We start from the raw sequence: 22,702 nt of genomic DNA on the forward strand, positions 1-22,702 counted from the left end.
GAACTCAGCCCCTGGAGGCGGTCGACGGCGGCTGCGGCGCTCAAGCGATGGCGAACAGGCCGATGCCCAGCACCATGGCCACGCAGGCCATCGTGACGATGCGGCCCGCCGCAAGTGCGCGCACCCGTTGCATGTGGCTTCGCAGCGAGAACCATCGCCCGTGGGCGCGTGCGCAGTGGCGCATGTGCGAGGCGAGCGCCTCGACGTCGTTACCGACGAAATCGATCTGCGAATGGGTGAGTGACTGCGGGACTGGCATGGCAACGGGCTCCTTGTAACAACTTCGAGCTGCCGCGCGATTGCGAGAACTGTTGTGAACGTGACCGACCGTACCCTTTTAATTGACCTTACGGGTTCCTCATTGCGGACAGAACATGTAGGAAAGGACGCACAAGGCGTCCTTTGGCTGCTGGAGTTGACGCAGATCAGCCCGTGTTGCGAAGCCCCGCGGCCACCCCGTTGATGGAAATATGGATGCCGCGCTGCAGCCGCTCGCCGCCGTCGCCCGCGCGGTAGCGGCGCATCAGTTCGACCTGCAGGTGGTGCAGCGGGTCGATGTACGGAAAGCGGTGGCGCACCGAGCGCTGCATCTCGGCATTGCCTTCGAGACGCTGCTTGGCGCCGGTGATGAGCGTGAGCGCGTCCGACGTGCGGTGCCATTCGGCGTCGATCATCGAGAACACCTTCTGGCGCAGCTTGCGGTCGGTCACCAGCTCTGCATAGCGCGAGGCCAGCGCGAGGTCGCTCTTGGCCAGCACCATGTCCATGTTCGACAGCAGCGTGCGAAAGAACGGCCATTGCTCGTACATGCGCTGCAGCAGCGCCACGCGTTCCTTCTTGCCCGCGGCGGTGCCGGCGGCGGCCAGGAACTGCTCCACGCCCGAGCCGAAGCCGAACCAGCCCGGAATGGTCAGGCGGCACTGGCCCCAGCTGAAGCTCCAGGGCACGGCGCGCAGGTCGTCGATCTTGTGGCTGGGGTTGCGCGACGCGGGGCGTGAGCCGATGTTGAGCTCGGCGATCTCGCGGATCGGCGTGGAGCCGAAGAAGTAGTCGCCGAAGCCCGGTGTCTCGTACACCAGCTTGCGGTACGCCGCCATGCTGGCGGTCGACAGCTCGCCCGCAGCCGACAGGAACGCGGCCGGCGCCGACTTGCCCTGCGGCAGCAGCGTGGCTTCGAGCGTGGCGGCCACCAGCGTCTCGAGGTTGCGCCGCCCGATCTCGCGGTTGGCGTACTTGGAGCCGATGACCTCGCCCTGTTCGGTCAGGCGGATCTGCCCGCGCACCGTGCCCGGCGGCTGCGCCAGGATGGCCTGGTAGCTCGGGCCGCCGCCGCGTCCCACGGTGCCGCCGCGGCCATGGAACATGCGCAGGCGAATCGGGTTGGCCTTCTTCTTGTTGAGCTCGTCGAACAGCGCCACCAGCGCGATGCCCGCGCGGTACAGCTCCCAGTTGCTGGTGAAGATGCCGCCGTCCTTGTTGCTGTCGCTGTAGCCGAGCATCACGTCCTGCTCGCCGCCCGAGCGTTCGATGAGTGCCTGGATGTTCGGCAGCGCATAGAAGGCGCGCACGATGGGCGCGGCATTGCGCAGGTCTTCGATGGTCTCGAACAGCGGCACCACGATGAGGTCGCAGGTCGCGTTGCTGTCCATCGCGCCGCGCAGCAGGCCCACTTCCTTCTGCAGCAGCAGGGCCTCCAGCAGGTCGCTCACCGTTTCGGTGTGGCTGATGATGTAGTGGCGGATGGCCGCCGCGCCGTAGCGCGCACGCGAGGCGCGCGCGGCGGCGAAGATGGCGAGCTCGCTCCTGGCGAGCGGGGAGTAGTCGGCGTCGGGCACGCGCAGCGGGCGGGCGTCGTCGAGCAGCCGCAACAGCAGCGTCTGCTTGGCGTCTTCGGCCAGCGAGGCGTACGAGGGCTCGATGCGCGCGGTGGCCAGCAGCTCGGCGATCACGGCTTCGTGCTTGTCGGAGCTCTGGCGCAGGTCGACGGTGGCCAGGTGGAAGCCGAACACTTCGACCGCGCGGATCAGCGGCAGCAGGCGCGGCGCGGCGAGCACGTTGCCGTGCTTTTCCTCGAGCGACTCGGCCACGGTGCGCAGGTCGGCAAGAAAGTCTTCGGCCTTGGCGTACGGGTTCTGGGGCGCGACGGCATGGCGCGCGGCCTCGCCGCCGGTGAGCTCGCGCAGCGTGGCGGCCAGGCGCGCGTACACGCCGGTGAGCGCGCGGCGGTAGGGCTCGTCCTTGCGGTGCTCGCTGGTGTCGGGCGAGCGCTCGGCCAGCGCCTGCATCTCGACCGACACGTCGACCAGCGTGGCCGAGAGCGACAGCTCGCCGCCCAGGTAGTGCACTTCGGTGAGGTAGTGGCGCAGCGCCAGCTCGCACTGGCGGCCCAGGGCGTATTCGAGCGTTTCGGCGGTGACGTTGGGGTTGCCGTCGCGGTCGCCGCCGATCCACTGGCCCATGCGCAGGAAGGGCGCGACCGACGGCGCGTGGCCGCCTTGCGCAAGGGCCTTCTCAAGGTCGGCGTACACGCGCGGAATCTCGCGCAGGAAGGTGGCTTCGTAGTAGCTCAGCGCGTTCTCGATCTCGTCGGCCACGGTGAGCTTGGAGAAGCGCAAAAGGCGCGTCTGCCAGATCTGCGTGACGCGCGTGCGCATCTGCGTTTCGTTGTCGGCGAACTCGATCGGGGTGAGTGTGTCCTTTCCGCCGGCATAGGCGCCCTGGCGCAGCCGGATCTCGTCGCGCACGGTCAGCAGTTGCGCGATGACGCGCTCGGCGTCCAGGATGCTCTTGCGCTGCACTTCGGTCGGGTGCGCGGTGAGCACGGGCGACACGTAGCTGTGGGCCAGCGAGGCGACGATGTCATCGGGCTTCACGCCCGCCTTGCGGATGCGGGTCAGCGCGGTCTGCAGGTCGCCGTCGACGCTTTCGCCGGCGCGTTCGGTCTCGGTGCGGCGGCGGATCAGGTGGCGGTCTTCCGCCAGGTTGGCCAAGTGGCTGAAGTAGGTGAAGGCGCGGATCACGCGCACCGTTTCCGCAGCGCTCAGGCCCTTGAGCAGGTTCTTCAGCGCACGATCGGCGGCATGGTCTGCATCGCGGCGGAAGGCCACCGACAGCGTGCGGATCTTCTCGACCAGCGCATAGGTCTCGTCGCCCTCCTGCTCCCGGATCACATCGCCGAGGATCCGGCCCAACAGCCGGATGTCGTCGATCAGTGGCTGGTCTTCGGCCTGGCGGCGCTTGGGTGGGGCAGGGGTCTTGCTGGCTTTCATTCGATGTTTGTCCTGGACTTCTTGAATGGATGCGCCGTCTGCGTTGCTGCGGCGCAACATGCTAGCATTCCTGCGGTTTGTAAACATGTACTTTTCGGGAACGGTCTTGAGCAATATCGTGATCGCCACGCGCGAAAGCCGGCTGGCCCTTTGGCAGGCCGAACACGTGCAGGCGCTTCTGCAGGAACGAGGCCACACGGTCAGCCTGCTGGGCCTCACGACCACCGGCGACCAGATCCTCGACCGCTCGCTCAGCAAGGTGGGCGGCAAGGGGCTCTTCGTGAAAGAACTGGAACTCGCGCTCGAAGAAGGGCGCGCCGACATCGCCGTCCATTCGCTGAAGGACGTGCCGATGGACCTGCCCGAAGGCTTCGCGCTGGCCTGCGTGCTGGAACGCGAAGACCCGCGCGACGCGCTCGTGTCCAACCGCTATGCCTCGCTCGACGAACTGCCGCAGGGCGCGGTGGTCGGCACCTCCAGCCTGCGCCGCGTGGTGCTGCTGCGCGCGCTGCGGCCCGACCTGCGCATCGAACCGCTGCGCGGCAACCTCGACACCCGGCTGCGCAAGCTCGACGAAGGGCAGTACGACGCCATCGTGCTGGCCGCGGCCGGGCTCAAGCGGCTGGGCCTGGAGAGCCGCATCCGCGTGGCCTTCGACCCCGACACCATGCTGCCCGCCGCGGGGCAGGGCGCATTGGGCGTCGAGGTGCGCGCGGACCGCACCGAGCTCATCGAACTGCTGCGCTCGCTGGCCCACCAGGGCGACTGGCTGTCCACCTCGGCCGAGCGCGCGGTGAGCCGCGCGATGGGCGGCAGCTGCTCGATGCCGCTGGCTGCGCACGCACGCTGGCAGGCCGATGGCGTGCTGCGCATCGATGCGGCCTGGGGCGACCCCGAAGGCGTCGCACCGCTGGTGAAGGTGCACGCGCTGGCACCGGCCGGCGACTTCGCCCAGGCCGATGCGCTCGGCGAGCGCGCCGCCGTGCTGCTGCGCGACGCCGGGGCGCACTGAACAGCCGTGGTCATCGCATGACCGCCCGCCCCGTCATCGTCACGCGGCCGGCACGCGAGGCGCAGCAATGGGTCAGCGACCTGCGCGCGGCTGGGGTGGATGCGGTGGCCTTGCCGCTCATCGCGATCGCGCCGGTCGCGGATGCCGAGCCCTTGCGCAGGGCATGGCGCCATCTCGCCGACCATGCGGCGCTGATGTTCGTGAGCGCCACCGCCGTCGAGCATTTCTTCCAGCACAGGGATGCTGCTGTTTCATTGATGGGCCGCCGCTTCTGGGCCACAGGCCCGGGCACCACGCGTGCCTTGCTTCGCGCCGGCGTGCCGCCCGAATCCGTCGATGCACCGCCGCCCGAGGCCACGCGCTTCGACTCCGAGGCGCTGTGGGAGCGCGTGCAGGCCCAGGTGTCGGCCGGCGTGCGCGTGCTGATCGTGCGTGGCGGCGACGAAGCCGGGCGCCCGACGGGGCGCGACTGGCTCGCGAACGAAATCGAGGCCGCGGGCGGCCTGCGCGACACCGTGGTCGCCTACCGCCGGCTGCCGCCGTTGCTGGACGCCGCGCAACGCCGGCTCGCCGTCGACGGCGCCGAAGGCCGTGCGATCTGGCTGTTCAGCAGCTCCGAGGCCATCGGCAATCTGCAGCGCGCGATGCCCGGCACCGACTGGCGTGCCGCCAGTGCCGTCGCCACCCACGTACGCATCGGCGAAGCCGCGCGGGCCGCGGGTTTCGGGGCGTTGCGTGTATGCACACCGCTGCAGGATGCACTGGTCGCGTCGATAGAATCCCTCGCATGAGCGCCGCGTCCCCGTCAGACGATCTTTCTTCTTCCGCCACCGCCGCCAACGCGCCGGTACCGGCCACCGTGGCACCGCACCAGACCCCGGCCGCCAAGGCCGCCGGCGCCTTGCTGCTCTCGCGCCTCGGCCTCGGCCTGATCGCACTCGTGGCCGTGGTGGCCCTGCTGATGGCCATCGCGCTGTGGCAGCGGGTCAGCGGCATGAAGGAGCAACTGGCGCGCCAGAGCGCCGATGCCCTGGCCCAGTCGATGGAAGCCCGCACGCTGGCACGCCAGGCCAGCGACACGGTGCGCGACGCCTCGGCCCGCGTGGCGCTGGTCGAAACGCGCGTGGCCGAAGTCGCGCTGCAGCGCTCGCAGCTCGAGGAACTCATTCAAAGCCTCTCGCGTTCGCGCGACGAGAACCTGGTGGTCGACATCGAGTCGGCCGTGCGCCTGGCATTGCAGCAGGCGCAGGTCACGGGCAGCGTCGAGCCGCTGCTGGCCGCGCTGAAAGCCGGCGACGTGCGCATCTCGCGCGCCGCCCAGCCCCGGCTGGCACCGCTGCAGCGCGCCATGCAGCGCGACGCTGACCGCCTGCGCAGCAGCGCCAGCACCGACAACGCCGAGGCGCTGCAAAAGCTCGACGAGCTCATGCGCGGCGTGGACGACCTGCCCACGCTCAACGCGGTGGCCGTGCGCGGCACCGGCACCAATGCCTGGCAGGTCGAGCCGATTCCCGCCGATGCGCCCTGGTGGCGCCGTGTGCTGCTGACCATCCGTGGCGAGGCGCGCTCGCTGGTGCGCGTGGGCCGCATCCAGAGCCCCGAGGCCATCCTGCTGGCGCCCGAGCAGTCTTACTTCCTGCGCGAGAACCTCAAGCTCAAGCTGCTCAATGCGCGGCTGTCGCTGCTGTCGCGGCAGATGGACGCCACGCGCAGCGAACTTGCGCAGGTGACGGCATCGCTCAACCGCTATTTCGACCCCGCATCGCGCCGCACCCAGGCCGCAGCCACGCTGCTGCAGCAGCTGCAGGCGCAGGTGAAGACGACCGAGGCGGTGCGCATCGACGACACGCTCGCCGCGCTGGCCACCGCCGCTGCAGGACGCTGACCACGAATGCGCGCAGCAATCTGGCTCCTTGCCCTGTTCGCCGTCGCCGCGGCAGTCGCCCTGTTCGCAGGCAACAACCAGGGCACGATCACCGTGTTCTGGCCGCCTTGGCGGGTCGATCTGTCGCTGAATCTGGTGCTGGTGATCCTGCTGGTGGCCTTCGTGCTGCTGCACACGGCGCTGCGCGCGCTGGCGGCGTTGTTCTCGCTGCCCAAGCAGGCCCGCCAATGGCGGCTGCAGCAGAAGGAGCGCACGCTGCACGCGGCATTGCTCGATGCGATGGTGCAGCTCGTTTCGGGCCGCTTCTCGCGCGCGCGCAAGGCGGCGCAAGCCGCGCTCACGCAGGAAAAGACCCTGGCCGCGCTCGGCGCCAGCCTGCCGCAGGCGCAGCAGGTGCGGGTGCTGTCGCACCTGCTGGCGGCCGAGAGTGCGCAGGCCCTGCAGGACAAGCCGGCGCGCGACGCGCATCTGCAGCAGGCCCTGAACGAAAGCGCCGACCGCGCCGTGCTCGCCAGCCCCGAAACGCGCGAAGGCGTGCAGTTGCGCGCTGCCCGCTGGGCGCTCGAAGACCGCGACGCCGCCGCGGCGCTGGCAAGGCTCGAAGAACTGCCGCAGGGCGCCCAGCGCCGCACGCTGGCCCTGCGCCTGCGGCTCAAGGCGGCGCGCCTGGACCGGCGCACGCTCGAAGCCCTCGAAACCGCGCGCCTGCTGGCCAAGCACCGTGCGTTCTCCGAGGCCGCCGCACAGAGCATCGTGCGCGGCCTTGCAACCGAGCTGCTGTCGGGCGCGCACGACCCGGCGCAGCTGCAGCGTGCCTGGACCGAGCTCGACGCCAACGAGCGCGGGATGCCCGAGGTGGCGATCCATGCCGCGCAACGCATGGTCGCGCTGCGTGGCGACCTGGCGCTGGCGCGCGGCTGGCTGCTGCCGGCGTGGGAGCGCATGGTGGCCAACCCGCGCGGCCTGGGCGACGCCCTGCGCGTGAAGCTGGCGCGCGCGCTCGAGGCGGGGCTCGATTCGGTGGACGCCGACTGGCTCGCCCGCATCGAGAGCGCGCAACGCAACAATCCGCGCGACCCCAACCTGCAGTACCTCGCGGGCATGGCGTGCATGAAGCGCCAGCTGTGGGGCAAGGCGCAGCAGTTGCTGACGCAGGCCGGCCTGGGCCTGCAGGACACCGAGCTCTACCGTCGCGCCTGGCTGGCACTGGCCCAGCTGGCCGAAGACCGCGACGACACCGCGCAGGCCGCCGAGGCCTGGAAGCGCGCGGCGCAGGTCGAGAACAGCTGAGCGGCTTCAGGGGCACGCGGGCCCCCGGGTCTTTTCGCCCGATGGCTGCGATGGGTGTGTCACCGACGGCTTGCCACTGCCGAAGATCAGCCAGCTGAGGCCGGCCAGCACCCAGACGCCGACACCCCCGTAGAGCATCACCCACCCGAAGCTGTGCACCAGCGCCGCATGCACCACGGCGCCGGACGGGTCCGCCTGCGGCAGCGCCGGAAAAGCTTCGGCGAGCGAGGCGAAGCTGCCCGCCGCGATCTTCTGCGCCAGCGCGTGCAGTTGCTGCGCATCGAGCGACGCCGACAAGGCGCCGCGCAGATGCGCATGAATGCCTTCGAGCAGGACGAAGCCCATCAGCGCGATGTTGACGGCCAGCGTGATCAGCCGCGCGCTCATGTCCATGCCCGAGGCCATGCCCGCGCGTGCACCCGGCACCGAGCCGGTGGTGGTGTTGGTCACGGGCGTGTTGGTCAGGCCCAGCCCGATGCCGGCCAGCAGGCAGCCCGGCAGCAGCGTCATCCAGCTCGCGCTGGCCATGCCGGCGCCGTGGCGCATGGCCATGAAGCCGAGCCCGATGACGAACAGGCCCAGGGGAATCACCACGCCGGGCCGGTAGCGCAGCGACAGCCGCTCCGCCAGCGGCGGCAGCACGAGCGTGGGCAGCGTGTAGGCCAGCAGCGCGGCGCCCGTCGTGACCGCGTCGTAGCCGAGCGCGCCCTGGAAGTAGATCGGCAGGTAGATCATGAACGGCCAGAAGCTGAAGTTCATGCCGATGGAGCCGACGAGCGAGCCCGAGAAGTTGCGGATGCGAAAGACCGAGAAATCGAACATCGGGTGCGGGTGGGTCTTCTCCACCCACACGAAGAGGGCGAAGCTCGCAGCCGACGCGGCCAGCACGCCGATGGACGTCGGGCTGGCAAAGCCGAGTGCCGGGCCTTGGGTGATGAAGCAGGTCAGGCCGAGCACCGCGAGCGACAGCGTGACCATGCCGGCGAGGTCGAGCTTCTGCGCGTCGGGGTCGCTGGACTCGTTCACGCTGCCCAGCACCATGGCCAGTGCGACCGCCGCCAGCGGCAGGTGGACCAGGAACACCCAGGGCCAATCGGTCAGCGCCGCGATCGCGCCGCCGACGATCGGCCCGAACCCCAGCCCCATGCCGAAGACAACGCCCCAGATGGCGAAGGCCCGGCTGCGCGCCGTGCCGCCGGGGAACCGGTGCGAAAGCACGGCGAGCTGGCAGATCAGCATGGTGCCGCCCGCCAGGCCCTGGAGGAAGCGGCTGGCGATCAGCACCTGCGCGCTCTGAGCCAGCCCGCAGGTGAGCGAGGTCAGGCCGAACAGCGCCACGGACGCGACCAGCACGCGCTTGCGGCCGTAGCGGTCGGCCAGCGTGCCGGCGGCCATCAGCACCGTGGTGCAGGCGACGGTGTAGGCGTTCATGACCCACTGCATGTCGCTGAAGTCGGCGTGCAATGCGGTTTCGAGCGTGGGAAGAATGACCGGCACGCTGGAGATTTCCAGTCCGAACATCAGGGCGATGAGGCAGATCGCGGCGAGCGCGATGCGGCTCTTGCCGGCGGGGGACAAAGACATGGGAAGGGCTTTCAGAATCGGTTTCGGGCGATTCTGTGGAAACCCTCTTCATGATGGAAATGATTTGATTTCCTAGAATTCATTAGGAAACATCATTTATCTATGGCCATGGACTTCGACCCCTCGCTTCTGCGCGCCTTCGTGGCCGTCAAGGAAACCGGTGGCTTCACGCGCGCTGCGGAGAAGCTGCACCTGACGCAGTCCGCCATCAGCCACCAGATCCGCAAGCTCGAGGCGCAGGTGGGCCGGCCGCTGCTGCATCGCACGACGCGCCGCCTGACCGTGACCGAGGACGGCGAAGACTTTCTTCGCTATGCGCGGCAGATCCTCGACACGCTCGACGCCATGACGCTGCGCTTTCAGCCGTCGCCGATCTCGGGCGTGGTGCGCTTCGGCGTACCTGACAACTTCATGGGCGACCGGCTCGCGCCCCTGCTCTCGCAGTTCGCCCGCGCATTCCCTGCCACGCGCATGGAGGTGAGCGTGAGCATGCACCTCGACCTGCGCGCGATGATCCGCACGGGCGAACTCGACCTGGCGGTGGTGATGTCGCCGCCCGGTTGCACGGAAGGCACGCGAATTCGGCGCACGCAGCTGGTGTGGGCGGCGGCCGGGACTTTCGAAGTGCCTGCCGGTGCATCGCTGCCGCTGGCCTTTTTTCCGAAGCCCTGCGTCCACCGGGAGGTGGCGGCTGCGGCGCTGGACGCCGCCGCAGCAGACTGGCATGTGGTCTTCACTTCGGCCAGCCAGCACGGCATTCGCGCCGCTGTGCTGGCGGGGCTGGCCGTGACGGTGCTCACGCGCGAGGAGGTGGAGCCCTGGATGAAGATCGTCGACGGCCGCCACGGCCTGCCGAGCTTGCCGAGCGTGGATTTCTCGCTGATCTGGAGCGAAGCCGGCAAGACGGAATGCGCCTGCCGCTTCGGCCAGCTGATCCTGGAAATGCCGGACCTGCCGGCCCACGGCAAGGCATAAAAAAAACGGCGCCGAGTGGCGCCGTTTTTCAGTTGCGAGCGTGTGCTGCTCAGAGCGTGCGTTGCTGCTCCGCCCCAGCGGCGGGTTGCTCGAACGGCAGCGACATCGCACCGAGGTCGCGGCGGGTTTCGACCAGCACCAGCGGGCCTTCGTCGAGCGTCACCACGGGCGGACGTTCGCGCGGCACATGCACGGGCTTGGGCTCGGCGGCGATCGCGGCACGCGCCTGCGCGATGCGCTCGGCGTCCGAGTTGACCCATTGCAGGCCCGAGCTCTCCGCGATCTGTGCGAGTTCGCCCAGCGGCAGTTCGAAGGACTGGACCTTCGGCAGCGCGCGGCCATTGGCGACCGAGGGAGCGGCTGCGGGCGCGGCGGCGGCAGGTGCCTTGGCGCTTTCGACCGCGATCGGCGCTGCAACAGGCGCTTGCACCGGTGCGGGTGCAGGGCGTTCGGCGCGAGGCTGCTGCGGTGCGGGTTCGCGCACTTGCGGCGCTGCGACGGCAGCCGCTTCTGCGCGTTCCGACACCTGCTGCACGGGCTCCTGGCGGGCGACCGGTGCTTGCTGCGTTTCGACGGCTTCCGCCGCGATGACGCCGAGCACGCCTTCCGCGACCGGTGCGTTGGCCGCGCCGGCTTCGCTCTCGTCGCGCGGACCGCGTTCGCGGCGGTCACGGCCGTAACGGTCACGCGAACGGCCGCGGCGCTCGTCGCCTTCGCGGCGCGGTGCCTGGTCGTTGTTGCCGTTGGCGGCGTCGTTGCCTTGATCGACATCGGCTGCCGCGGCTTCGGCGCCACGGGCGTCGGCTTCGGCTTGCGGTGCCTCGTCGCGGCGTTCGCGGCGGCCGTCGTTGCGGTCGCTGCGTTCGCCACGCGGTGCGCGCGGCTCGTCGCGGCCGTTGCGCGGCGCACGTTCGCCCTGCGCGGCGCCTTCGCCGGCTTCGGCGCTGCGTTCGCGCGGCGCACTGCTGTCGCCGTTGCGTTCGCCGCCACGTTCTGCGCGGTCGCCGCGCTCGCCACGTTCACGGCGGGCACGGGGTGCGCGCTCGGTCACGTTGCCTTCTTCGCCTGCGCCGGGAGCCAGTTGCTGGGCTTCGGGGTTCACGTTGCCGTCGAGTGCTTCCGCCGGCAGGTTGCGGCCTTCACGGCCTTCGCCTTCGCGGCGCTCGCCGCGACCACCGCGGCGTTGCTCGCCTTCGCGCGATTCACGCGGTGCGCGCGCTTCACGCGGCTCGCGGGGTTCGCGTTGCTCGCGTTGTTCACGCGGTGCGCTGGTGCCGTCGGCGCGCAGTTCTGCGGTGCGGCCTTCGCGACCCTCACGACCTTCACGGCGCTCGCCGCCGCGTCCGCCACGGCGTTCGCCGTCGCGACCGCCCGAACGTGCGCCGTTCTCGCCACGACCTTCACCGCCGCGGCTCTCGCCGCCGCGGCCTTCGCCGCGTCCGCCACGGCGCTGTTCGCCGTCACGTGCGCCGCGTGCTTCGCCATCGCGGCCCGGGCGACCGTCGCGGCGGGGCTTGGGCGGCTCGACCGGAATCACCGCCGGCGCCGGTGCCGGGGCAGGTGCCGGCGTGCCGCCGAACAGGCTCTTGATCCAGCCCATGAAGCCGGTCTGTGCCGGCACCGGTGCGCTCACCACGGGCGGCGCGACCACCGGTGCGGGTGCGGCTGCGACAGGCGCGCGCACGGCTTCCGGCTTGGGCGGCACCACGGGCGCGGGTGCGTCGGGCAGCACGCCCTTGATGACCGGCGTCTGCTTGTTGGTGGGTTCCTGCGAGCGGCGCGTGACGGCCGTCGGGTCTTCGATCTCGTCAGCCATCTTGTAGCTGGCTTCGATGTGGTCGAGGCGAGGATCGTCGTGCTTCAGGCGCTCGAGCTTGTAGTTCGGCGTTTCGAGCGTCTTGTTGGGCACCATCAGCACGGTGACGCGCTGCTTGAGCTCGATCTTGGCGATCTCGGGGCGCTTTTCGTTCAGCAGGAACGACGCCACCTCGACCGGCACCTGGACGTGCACGGCGGCCGTGTTGTCCTTCAGGCACTCTTCCTGAATGATGCGCAGGATCTGCAGCGCGCTCGATTCGGTGTCGCGGATGTGGCCCGAGCCGCCGCAACGGGGGCAGGGGATCGACGAACCTTCGCTCAGCGCCGGCTTCAGGCGCTGGCGGCTCATTTCCATCAGGCCGAACTTGCTGATCGAGCCGAACTGCACGCGGGCGCGGTCCTGGCGCAGCGCGTCGCGCAGGCGGCTTTCGACTTCGCGGCGGTTCTTCGACTCGTCCATGTCGATGAAGTCGATGACGATCAGGCCGCCCAGGTCGCGCAGGCGCATCTGGCGGGCCACTTCGTCGGCGGCTTCGAGGTTGGTGCGGGTCGCGGTTTCCTCGATGTCGCCGCCCTTGATGGCGCGGGCCGAGTTCACGTCGACCGAGACCAGTGCTTCGGTGTGGTCGATCACGATGGCGCCGCCCGAGGGCAGCTGCACGGTGCGGGCGTAGGCCGACTCGATCTGGTGCTCGATCTGGAAGCGGCTGAACAGCGCCGCGTCGTCGCGGTAGCGCTTCACGCGGGCGGCATGCTCGGGCATGACGTGCGCCATGAACTGCTGCGCCTGTTCGTAGATGTCGTCGGTGTCGATCAGGATGTCGCCGATGTCGTGATTGAAGTAGTCACGAATGGCACGGATGACGAGCGACGATTCCTGGTAGATCAGGAACGCGCCCTTGCCGCCCTTGCCCGCGCCGTCGATGGCGCCCCAGAGCTTGAGCAGGTAATTCAGGTCCCACTGGAGTTCGGGCGCCGAGCGGCCGATGCCGGCGGTGCGCGCGATGATGCTCATGCCCTTCGGGTATTCGAGCTGGTCCATCGCCTCCTTGAGGTCGGCACGGTCTTCGCCCTCGATGCGGCGCGAAACGCCGCCGCCGCGCGGGTTGTTGGGCATCAGCACCACATAGCGGCCGGCCAGCGAGATGAACGTGGTGAGGGCCGCGCCCTTGTTGCCGCGTTCTTCCTTTTCGACCTGGACGGTGAGTTCCTGGCCTTCGCGGATCGCGTCCTGGATGCGGGCCTGGCTGGCCGACACGCCTTCGGCGAAGTACTGCTTGGAGATTTCCTTGAACGGCAGGAAGCCGTGGCGGTCTTCGCCGTAGTCGACGAAACAGGCTTCGAGCGAAGGCTCGACGCGGGTCACGACCGCTTTGTAGATGTTGCCCTTGCGCTGTTCGCGCCCTTCGATTTCGATTTCGTAGTCGAGCAGTTTCTGCCCGTCGACGATGGCCAGGCGCCGCTCTTCGGCTTGCGTGGCATTGATCAGCATCCGCTTCATGATGCGTTGTCCTTATATGTATCGTTCTACCGGCCCGTGAAGGGCCAACGATGCACGGACGACGCCCGCGAAACCAGGGAATTGCCGCTTGGGCCCCGGATGCTGTCACTGCCGCGCCAGGCGCGAGCAGGCCTCTCGAGCGTTAACTCAAGAAGACAGCCGGGGTGGGGGCGCGTGGATGGGCGCGAGCCAGGTTCGGTGTTGAGTAGCTATCTTTTTGATAGCCGGTTGCGCAAGGGTGGCGCGCGCTACCGATAGTTCAATGCCTGAGGCCGCTGGTCGAAACCAGGCGGGCCAGCGCAGGCAAATTTGAATCAGCAGCATCAACACAACAAGGGACTCGCTTCGATCCGCCTGCAGCTGGATCAGCTGCAGGCTGGTATTCCGTATCGGTGTTTCGTGGGTGTCGGCTTGACTTGGGCGCCTGCTCTGCCACTTTGCGCAATTGCGCGGGGTTTGCAGCTGGGCGCCGAAGCGGCATCGACCTCACAGCGTGGTCCTGGGTGTTTGATGGCAGTGGACTAAACTTCTGTCTAATCAAGCACTTACATGACCGCGCTGGTGAAAAACATTATAGGTGCGAAGCAGGGCCCCACGGCTGCTCCAAATCCCGCAGACCGAAAAGCCCCGGATGACGCCGCAGCGCCCGCTTCGGCCATCAAATTCCTCACGGTCGACGCCGAATCCGCCGGGCAGCGGCTCGACAACTTCCTGTTCCGCCATCTGAAAGGCGTGCCGAAGACGCACGTCTACCGGATCATCCGCTCGGGCGAGGTGCGCATCAACAAGGGCCGGGTGCAGGCCGACACCCGCATCGAGGCCGGCGACGTGCTGCGGCTGCCGCCGATCCGGATTTCGGCGCGCGCGGAAGAGGGCGCCACCCCGCCAGCGCCGGCGCGCGAGTTCCCCGTGTTGCTGGAAGACGATGCCGTGCTGGCCCTCGACAAGCCCGCCGGCGTGGCCGTGCATGGCGGCAGCGGTGTGAGCTTTGGCGTGATCGAGCAGCTGCGCACCGCACGCCCGGGCGCCAGGTTCTTGGAACTGGTGCACCGGCTGGACCGCGAAACCTCCGGCATCCTGCTGGTCGCCAAGAAGCGCAGCGCGCTGGTCGCGTTGCAGGAGCAGTTTCGCGAGCGCGAGACCGGCAAGACCTATCTGGCGCTGGTCGAGGGCGCCTGGCCCGCCAACAAGAAGGTGCTCGACGCGCCGCTCGCCAAGTATTTGCTGCCCGACGGTTCCGGTGCGGGCGCCGGCGAGCGCCGCGTGCGCGTGGTCGCCAAGGACCACCCGGACGCCATGCGCGCCATCACGCTGGTGCGGGTGCTGGCGCGGCTCACGCTGGCGGGCGATGCCACGCCGCTGTCATTGCTGGCAGTCACGATCAAGACTGGCCGCACGCACCAGATCCGCGTTCACCTCGCGTCGGCCGGCCATCCGATTGCCGGCGACGACAAGTACGGCGAGTTCGAGCGCCAGCGCGCGCTGCAAAAGCTCGGGCTCAAACGCATGTTCCTGCACGCCTGGCGGCTGCAGTTCAACCATCCTGCCGGCGGTAACCGGGTGGCGCTGCAGGCCGACCTGCCGCCCGAGCTGCACGCGCTGATGCCGCCCGCCGCCCTCGAGGCGCTGGCCCAACACCCCACTTCCACGGCCCATGACTGAATCTTTAAGACCTCTTCGCTTCGACCTGATCGCCTTCGACTGGGACGGCACCCTCTACGACTCCACGCGCCTGATCGTGCGCTGCATCCAGGCCGCGGTGGTCGATGTCGGCGGCGCCAAGCCGAGCGAGAACGACGCCGCCTGGGTCATCGGCCTGGGCCTGGCCGAGGCGCTCGCGCGCGCGGCGCCTGATGTGCCGAAGGAAAAATACCCTGAGCTCGGCGCGCGCTACCGCTATCACTACCTGCAGCATCAGGACGACCTCGTGCTGTTCGACGGCGTGCTGCAGATGCTCGATGCCTTGCGCGCGCGAGGCCACAAGCTGGCGGTGGCCACGGGCAAGTCGCGCCGCGGGCTCAATGAAGCGCTCAAGTCGGTGGCGCTGCGCGACCGCTTCGAGGCCTCGCGCACGGCCGACGAAACCTTCGGCAAGCCGCATCCGCGCATGCTGCTGGAGCTGATGGAAGAACTCGACGTGACCGCGGAACGCACGCTGATGATTGGCGACACCACGCACGACCTGCAGCTCGCACAGAACGCCGGCGCCGCCAGCGTGGGCGTGAGCTACGGTGCCCATGAGCCCGCCAGCTTCGACGAATTCAAGCCGCTGCATGTCGCGCATTCGATTGCCGACCTTCAGGCGTGGCTCCTCGACAACGCCTGAGAATTGCGTCATGAGCGAAGAACGCATCCCGCTGTGCAATGCCGCGGACCTGGTCGAAGGCGGCCGGGCCGTGCCTTTCGATGTGGTCCACGGCGGCGAAACCTGCCGCGCCTTCGCGGTGCGTTTCGAGGGGCAGCCGCATGCGTTTCTCAATCGGTGCAGCCATGTCGCGATGGAGATGGACTTCCAACCCGACCGCTTCTTCGACGACACGGGGCAATGGCTGCTGTGCGCCACGCACGGCGCGGTCTACAGGCCCGACACCGGCGAATGCGCGGGCGGCCCGTGTCGCGGCGGCCTGGTGAAGATCGCCTTGAGCGAGCATGACGGCGTGGTGCACTGGCATACTGACTGGAACCTCCACCCCCTGAGCTTCTGACATGACCGACCCGACCCGAACAGAACCCGAAGGGTTCGAACCATTTGAGCCGGTGCCCCCCAAGAACATGGCCAAAGATCCCACGCAGCGCCCCGGATGGGAGCGCGCCACGCTCGAAAAGCTGGCCTTCGCCGCACTGAACGAACAGAAGGCCTCGCGCCGCTGGAAGACCTTCGTGCGGGTGTCCTGGCTCGCCTTCTTCATCTTCCTGGCCTGGCTCGCGCTGTCGCGCAGCGCGCCGAGCACGGCCAAGACCACGGCCCACACGGCTGTCGTCGAGATCAAGGGCGAAATTGCCAATGGCGGGGACGCGAGCGCCGAGTTCGTGGTGGCCGCCATGAAGACGGCCTTCGAGGACGAGGGCGCCAAGGGCGTGATCCTGCTGATCAACTCGCCCGGCGGCAGCCCGGTGCAGGCCGGCATCATCAACGATGAAATCAAGCGCCTGAAGGCCAAGTACAAGAAGCCGGTCTACGCGGTGGTCGAAGAAACCTGCGCCTCGGCGGCCTATTACATTGCCGCTTCTGCCGACAAGATCTTCGTCGACAAGGCCAGCATCGTCGGCAGCATCGGCGTGCTGATGGACGGCTTCGGCTTCACCGGCGTGATGGAAAAGGTCGGCGTCGAGCGCCGCCTGCTGACGGCCGGCGAGAACAAGGGCTTTCTCGACCCGTTCAGCCCCATGAGCGACGCACAGCGTGCCCATGCGCAGACGATGCTCAACCAGATCCACGCGCAGTTCATCAACGTGGTGAAGACCGGCCGCGGCGACCGCCTGAAGCTGGACACGCCCGGCCTGTTCAGCGGCCTGTTCTGGAGCGGCGAGCAAGCAGTTGAATACGGCCTGGCCGACCAACTGGGCAATGTCGACTACGTGGCCCGCGAAGTGATCAAGGCCGAAGAGGTGATCGACTACACGCGGCGCGACAACGTGGCCGAGAAGCTGGCCAAGAAGTTCGGCGCCGCCATGGCCGAGACCACGGTGCGCCTGATGCACACCGAGCCCGCCCTGCGCTGATCGCTTACTACTTGTTTTCGCCGCTGGCGGTGTAGCGCGCGGAGGCTGCCAGCGCCGCGGCGAAGACCACGACCACATAGAGCGCGGCGGTCAACGAGGTCGCCCGCGCAAGCAGCCCGATCACCGCCGGGCCTGCCATGAAGCCCACATAGGCCACGGCCGACACGGAAGCGATGCCCCGCGCCGGCGCCACGCCCGGTACCTTCGCTGAGGCCGAGAACAGGATCGGCACCACGTTCGCGAACCCCACGCCCACGCCCGCGAAGCCGACCAGCGCCAGCCAGGGCAGGTCGGTGTTCAGCACCAGCGTCATGGCAGCGGCCGCCAGCAGGCCGCTGCCGAGCAGCAGCGAGGTCGGTGCGAAGCGCGCGCGCATGGCGTCGCCGCCGAAGCGCGCCGCCGCCATCGCCGCCGAGAAGCTCGCGTAGGCCAGCGCGGCCTGCTGCTGCGGGCTGCCGACTTCCTGCTGCATGTAGAGCACGCTCCAGTCGTAGATGGCGCCTTCGGCGATCAGCCCCAGCGCGGCGAGCACGCCCAGCACGGCGAGCACGCCGCGCGGCACCAGAAAGCCATGGTTGGCTTCGGTGGCGCCGCTGGTGGCCGGCCGGGGCAGCATGCGCGTCGAGGCGACAGCCACCACGAGCACCATCACCGCGGAGACGATCAGCAGGTGCGCCTGCGCGCCGAGCCCGGCGGCGAGCGCCGCGCTGCCGCTCGCCGCGCCGGCCATGCCGCCCAGGCTGAACATGCCGTGCATGCCGCTCATCAGCGGGGTGCCACCGTGCAGTTCGAGCTGCGCCGCCTCGGTGTTGATCGACACGTCGAAGACGCTGGTCACGAGTCCGAAGGCGGCCAGCAGGCCGAGCAGGGCGGCGTAGCCGGGCATCGCGATCAGGCCGGCCAGCAGCAGTGCGTAGATGCAGCCGCACAGGCCGGCCACGCGGCGTGGCCCGTAGCGGCCGAGCCAGCGGCCCGCGCTGGTCAGCCCGATCATCGCGCCCGCGCCGGCCGCGAGCATCGCCAGGCCGAGCTGCGCCTCGTCGATGCCGTAGTGCGCCTTGACCGTGGGCACGTGCACGCCCCAGGTGGCGAAGATGAAGCCGGCGGAAAAGAACTGCGCGCGCGACGCCCAGCGCGTGCTTGCGGTGACGGCCAGCATGTTCAGCGGCCGATCGCGAACACGGCGGGCAGGCGCTCGTCTGTGGTGCCTTGCGGCTTGGCGCGCCAGGATTTCACGGTCTCGCTGCGCACGTGGGCGCTCGAGAGCGTCAGTCCGCGCGCCACCGCGAGCCGGGTGTTGTGCTGCAAGGTCTGCACGAGCGCTTGGAGCAGCGCCGCGTTGCGATAGGGGGTTTCGATGAACAGCTGCGTCTGGCCCGACTTGAGCGCAAGCGCCTCGAGCTCGCGGATGCGCGTCTGGCGCTCGACCGCGTCCTGCGGCAAGTAGCCGACGAAAGCGAAGTTCTGGCCGTTCAATCCGCTGGCGGCCAGCGCCAGCAGCAGAGAGACCGGGCCGGTCAGCGGCACCACCTCGATGCCCAGTTCATGCGCGGCGCGTGCCACCGACGAGCCCGGGTCGGCCACCGCCGGCATGCCGGCTTCGCTGAGCAGGCCGATGTCGTGGCCTTCGAGCGCGGCGGCCATCAAGGGGCGGGCGTCGAACTGGCCGGCGTGGTCGCCTTTTTTGTGCACTTCGCGCGGCAGTTCCTGGATGGTCTGCGCCTGCAGGGGGGCGGCCAGCGGCGCGACGGCGTCGATGCGCTTCAGATAGGCGCGCGCGGACTTCGCGTTCTCGCAGATCCAATGCGTGATGCTGGCGGCCGTTTGCAGCGTGCCCAGCGGCAGGGCGTCCTGCAGCGGGGCCTGCACGTCGCAGCCGAAATCGAGCGGCGCGGGCACGAGGTAGAGCTTGCCTTTGGCTTGTGTCACAGCAGGTCGACTCCCGCGGCGCGCAGCATCCGGCAGGTGCGGATCAACGGCAGGCCGACCAGCGCGGTCGGGTCGTCGCTGTCGATGGCGCTCAACAGCGCGATGCCTAGGCCTTCGCTCTTGGCGCTGCCGGCGCAGTCGTAGGGTTGTTCGGCTTGCAGATAGTGTTCGATGGCGGCGTCGGTCAGGTCGCGGAACACCACGCGCACGGGAGCGATGTCGCGCTGGACAAAGCCTGTGGCATGGCACACGACGGCCACGGCCGTCTGGAAGACCAGCGTCTGGCCGCGCATCCGGCGCAGTTGGGCGGTGGCGCGGGCATGGTCGCCGGGTTTGCCGAGCGCCTCGCCGGCCAGGTCGGCCACCTGGTCGGAGCCGATGACCACGGCTTGCGGAAAGCGGGCGGCCACGGCGTTGGCCTTTTCCAGCGCCAGACGCACGGCCAGGTCGTGCGGCGTTTCGCCGGGCAGGGGTGTTTCGTCGACTTCCGGCGACTGCACGTCGAAGGGCAGTCGCAGTCGGGTCAGCAGTTCGCGACGATAGCGCGAGGTCGAGGCGAGGATCACAGTGCATTGCATGGCCACGATTGTGCGTGAGCCCGCCTGGCCCCTCTGGCTTGTCCCGAACCAGTGAGGCGGCAGGCGCGATAGACTGGCGCGGATGAAGAGAGAATTTGCCCCCGAACGGCTCAATGTGCCCGGCTTCACCGCCGCCGCAGCCACCCTGGAAGCCGCCGACCCGGTTCCCAACTATGCACGCCTGGTCGCTGAACTGGCGGCTCCGGCGCCCGATGCCGTGGTCCGCTGGACGGCCAGCGGGGAAGAGCGCCCCGGCGCGGACGGCAAGCCCGTGGCCTGGATGCACGTGGAGGCCGAAGCTGTGGTGCCGCTGGTCTGCCAGCGCTGCCTGTCACCGGTCGACACCGAGATCTTCGCGGACCGCTGGTTCCGTTTCGTGGCGGACGAGGCCACTGCGGAGGCGGAAGACGATGATTCCGATGAAGATTTGCTCGTGCTGAGCCGGGATTTCGACCTCCACACGCTGATCGAGGACGAACTGCTGATGGAAATACCCGTCATGCCTGTTCATGACGTCTGCCCCGTCCCGGTCCAGCTCTCGTCCAGCGACGAAGACTTCAAGGCCGCCGAAGAAGCCAAGCCGAACCCCTTTGCGGTGCTCGGCGGATTGCGCGCCCGCAAGCCGGAAGATGGTTCGAAAGAGGGCAAGTAGCCCTTTCGCTCAGGCTGGGCTATAATCATGGGCTTCGCGCGCGCCGCCGTGAGCAGCAATGCAGGCAAGGACATTCCATACATGTCGCTGCATTGCCACCGCTTGAGCCCGCATCCTTTCACTCACATCACAGTCCAGGAGCCATCATGGCCGTCCAGCAAAACAAGAAGTCGCCTTCCAAGCGCGGCATGCACCGTTCCCACAATGCGCTGGTCGTGCCCGGCATCGCCGTGGAACCGACCACCGGCGAAACGCATCTGCGTCACCACATCAGCCCCAACGGTTTCTACCGTGGCCGTCAGGTGCTCAAGAACAAGTCCGAAGCCTGATCTCGCATCCCAAGGCCAAGGCCCGAAGCTACTTCTGCCGTAGCGTCGGGCCTTTGTTTTGATGGCTACGCCTTCTTCCCCCGAAAACACTGCTGCGCCTTCCGCAATCACGCTCGCCGTGGATTGCATGGGGGGCGACCATGGGCCGCGCGTCACGCTCGCGGCCTGCCGCGCATTTCTTGAGCGGCACAGCGAGGCCTCGTTGTTGCTGGTCGGTGCGCCGGCCGCACTGGCGGGCTTTGCCGCGCATCCGCGTGCCCGCATCGTCGCTGCCAGCGAAGTGGTGGGCATGGACGACCCGATCGAGATCGCGCTGCGCAAGAAGAAAGACTCTTCGATGCGCGTCGCGATCCAGCAGGTCAAGGATGGCGCCGCTCAAGCCGCCATCTCGGCCGGCAACACCGGTGCGCTCATGGCGATTGCGCGCTACTTGCTCAAAACGCTCGACGGCATCGATCGCCCCGCGATTGCCCCGCAGCTCCCCAACGCCAAGGGCGGGGCGACGACCGTGCTCGACCTGGGTGCGAACGTCGATTGCGACGCGGAAGACCTGCTTCAGTTTGCTGTGCTCGGCTCGGCGCTGGTCTCGGCGTTGACGGGCAATGAGTCGCCGTCGGTCGGTTTGCTCAATATTGGCGAAGAGGCCATCAAGGGCAGTGAAACGATCAAAAAAGCGAGTCAACTGCTGCGTACAGCTGCCAACTCCAAGGATCTCAACTTCTTCGGCAATGTGGAAGGCAATGACATCTTCAAGGGAACGACCGACATCGTCGTCTGCGACGGCTTCGTGGGAAATGTGGCACTGAAGGCCAGCGAAGGCGTTGCTTCGATGATTGGTGAGTTCATTCGCGTTGAGTTTTCGCGAAATATCTTCACCAAAGCGGCGGCAATTGTGGCTTATCCGGTGTTAAAAGCCTTTAAAAGCCGTCTGGATCACCGTCGCTACAACGGCGCGGCGCTGTTGGGACTGCGCGGCCTGGTGTTCAAGAGCCATGGTTCTGCGGACGAAGTGGCTTTTGGGCACGCGCTGGATCGCGCTTATGATGCCGCTCGCAACAACCTGCTCGATCGCGTGCGGGCCCGCATCGCCCACGCCGCGCCTTTGCTCGCGCGGCAGGAACCGGCGGCGCCGGTCGACGCGACGGCCCTTCACGTTTGATGACTCCTTATTCACGCATTACCGGCACCGGCAGCTATTTGCCCCCACGCCGCGTGACCAACGACGACCTCGCCAAGGAATTGGCGACGCGCGGCATCGAGACCTCCGATCAGTGGATCATCGAGCGCACTGGCATCCACGCACGGCACTTCGCCGCGCCGGACGTCACCAGCAGCGATCTCGGCTTCGAGGCTGCCAGGCATGCCCTGGAGTCCGCTGGCCGCAAGGCCAGTGACATCGACCTGATCATCGTCGCGACCTCGACGCCCGATATGGTGTTTCCGTCGTCGGCCGCGATTCTTCAGCACAAGCTCGGTATCGCGGGGTGCCCGGCGTTCGACGTCCAGGCGGTCTGCAGCGGTTTCGTCTATGCGTTGACCGTCGCCGACGCGATGATCCGCACCGGCACCGCGCGCTGTGCCCTTGTGGTCGGCGCCGAAGTGTTCTCCCGCATCCTCGACTTCAACGACCGCACGACCTGCGTGCTGTTCGGTGACGGCGCGGGCGCGGTGGTGCTTGAGGCCAGCGAGCAGCCCGGCATCCTGGCCAGCGACCTGCATGCGGACGGCAAGCACGTTGGCATTCTTTGTGTGCCCGGCCATGTGTCCGGCGGCAACGTGCTGGGCACGCCGCTGCTGCACATGGACGGCCAAGCCGTCTTCAAGCTCGCGGTTCGCGTGCTCGAAGAGGCCGCGCGTGCCACGCTGGCGAAGGCCGGCAAGACCGAGGCCGACATCGACTGGCTCATTCCTCACCAGGCCAACATCCGCATCATGGAAGGCACGGCCAGAAAGCTGAAGCTGCCGCGCGAGAAGCTGATCGTCACGGTCAACGAGCACGGCAACACCTCGGCCGCCTCGATTCCGCTGGCGCTCGACGAAGCCGTGCGTTCCGGCAAGGTGAAGAAAGGCGAAACCCTCATGCTCGAAGGCGTGGGCGGCGGCTTCACCTGGGGCGCGGTGCTCCTGAATCTGTAGTGTGCTGCGGCGGCCCGAAGG

20 protein-coding genes are annotated in these 22,702 nt (G+C 68.4%); 13 read left to right on the top strand and 7 right to left on the bottom strand.

Going from position 1 to position 22,702, the window contains the following annotated elements:
* Positions 1-40 precede the first annotated feature (40 nt).
* Positions 41-259 carry a hypothetical protein gene (locus ACSFBM_RS02795; RefSeq protein ID WP_435435236.1) on the bottom strand — a complete coding sequence of 73 codons (219 nt, stop codon included), beginning with the start codon at positions 257-259 and terminating at the stop codon, positions 41-43.
* A 166-nt stretch (positions 260-425) separates the two neighbouring features.
* Positions 426-3,269: a phosphoenolpyruvate carboxylase gene (gene ppc, locus ACSFBM_RS02800; RefSeq protein WP_435483034.1), complete on the bottom strand. Its 2,844-nt coding sequence runs from the start codon at positions 3,267-3,269 to the stop codon at positions 426-428.
* An 85-nt stretch (positions 3,270-3,354) separates the two neighbouring features.
* Here ppc and hemC point away from each other — a divergent pair, with 85 nt between their 5' ends.
* Genes hemC through ACSFBM_RS02820 form a run of 4 tightly spaced genes read left to right on the top strand, consistent with a single transcriptional unit; the run spans position 3,355 to position 7,456 of the window.
* Entirely contained in the window at positions 3,355-4,281 is a 927-nt protein-coding gene (gene hemC, locus ACSFBM_RS02805; protein ID WP_435483035.1) for a hydroxymethylbilane synthase, read from the top strand.
* A 17-nt stretch (positions 4,282-4,298) separates the two neighbouring features.
* Entirely contained in the window at positions 4,299-5,072 is a 774-nt protein-coding gene (locus ACSFBM_RS02810; RefSeq protein WP_435483036.1) for a uroporphyrinogen-III synthase, read from the top strand.
* Complete coding sequence (locus tag ACSFBM_RS02815; RefSeq protein WP_435483037.1) at positions 5,069-6,166, top strand: uroporphyrinogen-III C-methyltransferase; 1,098 nt, start codon at positions 5,069-5,071, stop codon at positions 6,164-6,166. Before ACSFBM_RS02810 ends, ACSFBM_RS02815 begins: the two co-directional genes overlap by 4 nt.
* Before the next feature lie 6 nt (positions 6,167-6,172).
* Complete coding sequence (locus ACSFBM_RS02820; RefSeq protein WP_435435241.1) at positions 6,173-7,456, top strand: heme biosynthesis protein HemY; 1,284 nt, start codon at positions 6,173-6,175, stop codon at positions 7,454-7,456.
* Between the two features lie 6 nt (positions 7,457-7,462).
* Here the strand turns inward: ACSFBM_RS02820 and ACSFBM_RS02825 are convergent, their stop codons facing one another.
* The gene (locus ACSFBM_RS02825; RefSeq protein WP_435483038.1) at positions 7,463-9,040 is read right to left on the bottom strand and encodes an MFS transporter; all 1,578 of its coding nucleotides are present in this window, start codon (positions 9,038-9,040) and stop codon (positions 7,463-7,465) included.
* A 108-nt stretch (positions 9,041-9,148) separates the two neighbouring features.
* Here ACSFBM_RS02825 and ACSFBM_RS02830 point away from each other — a divergent pair, with 108 nt between their 5' ends.
* The gene (locus ACSFBM_RS02830) at positions 9,149-10,015 is read left to right on the top strand and encodes a LysR family transcriptional regulator (protein ID WP_435483039.1); all 867 of its coding nucleotides are present in this window, start codon (positions 9,149-9,151) and stop codon (positions 10,013-10,015) included.
* 49 nt (positions 10,016-10,064) lie between these two features.
* Here the strand turns inward: ACSFBM_RS02830 and ACSFBM_RS02835 are convergent, their stop codons facing one another.
* Complete coding sequence (locus ACSFBM_RS02835) at positions 10,065-13,334, bottom strand: Rne/Rng family ribonuclease (RefSeq protein WP_435483040.1); 3,270 nt, start codon at positions 13,332-13,334, stop codon at positions 10,065-10,067.
* A gap of 561 nt (positions 13,335-13,895) precedes the next feature.
* Here ACSFBM_RS02835 and ACSFBM_RS02840 point away from each other — a divergent pair.
* Genes ACSFBM_RS02840 through ACSFBM_RS02855 form a run of 4 tightly spaced genes read left to right on the top strand, consistent with a single transcriptional unit; the run spans position 13,896 to position 17,057 of the window.
* On the top strand, positions 13,896-14,996 hold the full coding sequence (locus tag ACSFBM_RS02840) for an RluA family pseudouridine synthase (RefSeq protein ID WP_435483041.1): 1,101 nt from the start codon (positions 13,896-13,898) through the stop codon (positions 14,994-14,996).
* Positions 14,989-15,660, top strand: coding sequence for an HAD family hydrolase (locus tag ACSFBM_RS02845; protein ID WP_435483042.1), 672 nt, complete (start codon positions 14,989-14,991; stop codon positions 15,658-15,660). Before ACSFBM_RS02840 ends, ACSFBM_RS02845 begins: the two co-directional genes overlap by 8 nt.
* Positions 15,661-15,670: 10 nt before the next feature.
* Entirely contained in the window at positions 15,671-16,039 is a 369-nt protein-coding gene (locus tag ACSFBM_RS02850) for a Rieske (2Fe-2S) protein (RefSeq protein WP_435483043.1), read from the top strand.
* 1 nt (position 16,040) lies between these two features.
* Positions 16,041-17,057, top strand: a complete 1,017-nt coding sequence (locus ACSFBM_RS02855; protein ID WP_435483044.1) for a S49 family peptidase — start codon at positions 16,041-16,043, stop codon at positions 17,055-17,057.
* A 7-nt stretch (positions 17,058-17,064) separates the two neighbouring features.
* Here the strand turns inward: ACSFBM_RS02855 and ACSFBM_RS02860 are convergent, their stop codons facing one another.
* From ACSFBM_RS02860 to ACSFBM_RS02870, 3 genes are read right to left on the bottom strand one after another with little or no spacing between them, the layout of a single operon-like run.
* Positions 17,065-18,216 (bottom strand): MFS transporter, encoded by a 1,152-nt coding sequence (locus ACSFBM_RS02860; protein ID WP_435483045.1) that lies wholly within the window; start codon positions 18,214-18,216, stop codon positions 17,065-17,067.
* 2 nt (positions 18,217-18,218) lie between these two features.
* Positions 18,219-18,986: an SAM-dependent methyltransferase gene (locus ACSFBM_RS02865; RefSeq protein ID WP_435483046.1), complete on the bottom strand. Its 768-nt coding sequence runs from the start codon at positions 18,984-18,986 to the stop codon at positions 18,219-18,221.
* Complete coding sequence (locus tag ACSFBM_RS02870; RefSeq protein WP_435483047.1) at positions 18,983-19,564, bottom strand: Maf family nucleotide pyrophosphatase; 582 nt, start codon at positions 19,562-19,564, stop codon at positions 18,983-18,985. The genes ACSFBM_RS02865 and ACSFBM_RS02870 overlap by 4 nt, the downstream gene beginning before the upstream one ends.
* An 82-nt stretch (positions 19,565-19,646) precedes the next feature.
* On the opposite strand from ACSFBM_RS02870, the gene ACSFBM_RS02875 reads away from it, so the two are divergent.
* The 4 genes from ACSFBM_RS02875 to ACSFBM_RS02890 all read left to right on the top strand — a co-directional run bounded on the left by ACSFBM_RS02875 (position 19,647) and on the right by ACSFBM_RS02890 (position 22,681).
* Positions 19,647-20,216: a YceD family protein gene (locus tag ACSFBM_RS02875; RefSeq protein WP_435483048.1), complete on the top strand. Its 570-nt coding sequence runs from the start codon at positions 19,647-19,649 to the stop codon at positions 20,214-20,216.
* Positions 20,217-20,362: 146 nt separating this feature from the next.
* Positions 20,363-20,545 (top strand): 50S ribosomal protein L32, encoded by a 183-nt coding sequence (rpmF, locus tag ACSFBM_RS02880; protein ID WP_007830466.1) that lies wholly within the window; start codon positions 20,363-20,365, stop codon positions 20,543-20,545.
* A gap of 61 nt (positions 20,546-20,606) precedes the next feature.
* Positions 20,607-21,704 carry a phosphate acyltransferase PlsX gene (gene plsX / locus ACSFBM_RS02885; RefSeq protein ID WP_435483049.1) on the top strand — a complete coding sequence of 366 codons (1,098 nt, stop codon included), beginning with the start codon at positions 20,607-20,609 and terminating at the stop codon, positions 21,702-21,704.
* On the top strand, positions 21,704-22,681 hold the full coding sequence (locus tag ACSFBM_RS02890) for a beta-ketoacyl-ACP synthase III (protein WP_435483050.1): 978 nt from the start codon (positions 21,704-21,706) through the stop codon (positions 22,679-22,681). Before plsX ends, ACSFBM_RS02890 begins: the two co-directional genes overlap by 1 nt.
* Positions 22,682-22,702: the final 21 nt, after the last annotated feature.

This window comes from Variovorax pasteuri, assembly GCF_051216435.1.
In the GTDB taxonomy this organism is placed as follows: domain Bacteria; phylum Pseudomonadota; class Gammaproteobacteria; order Burkholderiales; family Burkholderiaceae_C; genus Variovorax.

Coding starts and splice junctions, on each gene's coding strand:
- ACSFBM_RS02795 (WP_435435236.1), bottom strand. CDS start 259: ATGCCAGTCCCGCAGTCACTCACCCATTCGCAGATCGATTTCGTCGGT.
- ppc (WP_435483034.1), bottom strand. CDS start 3,269: ATGAAAGCCAGCAAGACCCCTGCCCCACCCAAGCGCCGCCAGGCCGAA.
- hemC (WP_435483035.1), top strand. CDS start 3,355: ATGTACTTTTCGGGAACGGTCTTGAGCAATATCGTGATCGCCACGCGC.
- ACSFBM_RS02810 (WP_435483036.1), top strand. CDS start 4,299: ATGACCGCCCGCCCCGTCATCGTCACGCGGCCGGCACGCGAGGCGCAG.
- ACSFBM_RS02815 (WP_435483037.1), top strand. CDS start 5,069: ATGAGCGCCGCGTCCCCGTCAGACGATCTTTCTTCTTCCGCCACCGCC.
- ACSFBM_RS02820 (WP_435435241.1), top strand. CDS start 6,173: ATGCGCGCAGCAATCTGGCTCCTTGCCCTGTTCGCCGTCGCCGCGGCA.
- ACSFBM_RS02825 (WP_435483038.1), bottom strand. CDS start 9,040: ATGTCTTTGTCCCCCGCCGGCAAGAGCCGCATCGCGCTCGCCGCGATC.
- ACSFBM_RS02830 (WP_435483039.1), top strand. CDS start 9,149: ATGGACTTCGACCCCTCGCTTCTGCGCGCCTTCGTGGCCGTCAAGGAA.
- ACSFBM_RS02835 (WP_435483040.1), bottom strand. CDS start 13,334: ATGAAGCGGATGCTGATCAATGCCACGCAAGCCGAAGAGCGGCGCCTG.
- ACSFBM_RS02845 (WP_435483042.1), top strand. CDS start 14,989: ATGACTGAATCTTTAAGACCTCTTCGCTTCGACCTGATCGCCTTCGAC.
- ACSFBM_RS02850 (WP_435483043.1), top strand. CDS start 15,671: ATGAGCGAAGAACGCATCCCGCTGTGCAATGCCGCGGACCTGGTCGAA.
- ACSFBM_RS02855 (WP_435483044.1), top strand. CDS start 16,041: ATGACCGACCCGACCCGAACAGAACCCGAAGGGTTCGAACCATTTGAG.
- ACSFBM_RS02860 (WP_435483045.1), bottom strand. CDS start 18,216: ATGCTGGCCGTCACCGCAAGCACGCGCTGGGCGTCGCGCGCGCAGTTC.
- ACSFBM_RS02870 (WP_435483047.1), bottom strand. CDS start 19,564: ATGCAATGCACTGTGATCCTCGCCTCGACCTCGCGCTATCGTCGCGAA.
- ACSFBM_RS02875 (WP_435483048.1), top strand. CDS start 19,647: ATGAAGAGAGAATTTGCCCCCGAACGGCTCAATGTGCCCGGCTTCACC.
- rpmF (WP_007830466.1), top strand. CDS start 20,363: ATGGCCGTCCAGCAAAACAAGAAGTCGCCTTCCAAGCGCGGCATGCAC.
- plsX (WP_435483049.1), top strand. CDS start 20,607: ATGGCTACGCCTTCTTCCCCCGAAAACACTGCTGCGCCTTCCGCAATC.
- ACSFBM_RS02890 (WP_435483050.1), top strand. CDS start 21,704: ATGACTCCTTATTCACGCATTACCGGCACCGGCAGCTATTTGCCCCCA.